This window comes from Microvirga tunisiensis, assembly GCF_009296175.1.
GTDB lineage: Bacteria > Pseudomonadota > Alphaproteobacteria > Rhizobiales > Beijerinckiaceae > Microvirga > Microvirga tunisiensis.
In genome coordinates, this window is sequence record NZ_VOSK01000762.1 from 1 (window position 1) to 1,332 (window position 1,332).

The 1,332-nt window shown below is 59.0% G+C and carries 1 protein-coding gene and 1 pseudogene; one reads left to right on the forward strand and one right to left on the reverse strand.

Going from position 1 to position 1,332, the window contains the following annotated elements; translation table 11 throughout:
- Window positions 1-132: pseudogene (locus tag FS320_RS51350) on the forward strand (IS481 family transposase); the annotation flags it as partial.
- Between the two features lie 255 nt (window positions 133-387).
- Here FS320_RS51350 and FS320_RS43470 read toward each other — a convergent pair.
- A complete protein-coding gene (locus FS320_RS43470; protein WP_152718663.1) occupies window positions 388-861 on the reverse strand; it encodes a cupin domain-containing protein in 474 nt (157 codons plus the stop codon).
- Window positions 862-1,332: the final 471 nt, after the last annotated feature.

The window sequence follows — 1,332 nt, forward strand, 5'->3', positions numbered from 1 at the left end:
GTTGTGCGAAGCCGCCTGGCTGCCGAGCCGAAGCTCGCCAACCGCCGCTACAAGCCACCCGATGCAGACGCGTTGCCGCCAGCCCTCCAGGTCATCGCTCATGCCAAGGAGGTCTCGCATCCAGACACTTAGCCAAGGGCTTGTCCTCGGTCGGTTCCTCATCGCGCCAGAGCCGCATCGACATCCGCTTGCCTGAAGCGAGAGAGACCTGACCTTGGTCGCCGGTCGGCGAATGGGCGCTGCTGACTTTTGTGACGGTCGTGTCGGTCATCACGGCATCTCCTGGATAGCGAGTACAAGCTCAGCAGGACAGCGCTCCTCATCAGGCTTCCGCCATCCCGTCGAAAGCTGGGTTATTGGCACCTCAACCGGTTCTGGCCTGTCACCCTAATTGTTTGGCCCCCTCGGAGGTCCCTCGACCCAGTTCACATCCCACGGTCCATCAACCGTGATGAAGAGCAGGGTTCCCTCATCAGGTTTGGTCCATGCTTCATGGACCAGCTTGCTCGGGACGTAGTTGAACGCCCCAGGCCCAAGCTCCTCCCGCTTTCCGTCGTGGTTCATAATGAACGTGCCAGACACGACGGTGTGGGTCTCGTTGGCCGTGTGCCAGTGCTTTGGGACGTGGAAGTTCTGCGGCACCTTAATCATGAGCTTGGTTGCGCCGGTTATCTGATCGACATGCAAGATCGTGATCTCCGGGGAACCAGCCCCAAGCTCCGGGTTGGCCCTGTCCCACTTCATGTCCTGAAAGTTCAGGTAAATCGCATGATCAGAAGCGGTGCTGTGTGATTGTCCCGTCTGAGCCGTTGCTGGACTAAGGGCGGCGATCACGGCCACGGCGGGAAGGAGAATTCTCATGACAGCCTCCACAAAGTGTTGGCAGGCGATCTCTACGCGAACAAGGACATGCTCACGGCAAGGCTAAGCCCCGCAGAGATATCTTACCACACACCGGGCGCTTCTAATCTACAAGCCGGTCTTGTTGACGTTCTGTGCGCCGATCCGGATGCTGTCCCTGGCCGTGATGGTGGCGTGGGCTGCCTACCTTCAGACGAGCCCACGCCGTTAAACCTTCCGATCACATCCCATGACGCGGAGCACTCAGCGAACAAGGGCAGGGTTAGCCGTTCTTATGCATGGGAAGGTTGATGAAGGCTGGCGAGTGTAGCTTAAGCACTTGAAGCAGCGTAGGATTTGGTTGTTGAGACTAATCCCTGCCACCAATTGCCCTGTGCCACACTCGCCATGCCGGACGATACACCTGCCACCTTCCCGTTTCCAGCCGTTGGCCGCAAGAAGATCACCGCTGCTTTCGACGGTGGGCGCCTG

Excerpts from the sequence above, each read along its gene's own strand:
- FS320_RS43470 (WP_152718663.1), bottom strand. The coding sequence starts at position 861 with ATGAGAATTCTCCTTCCCGCCGTGGCCGTGATCGCCGCCCTTAGTCCA.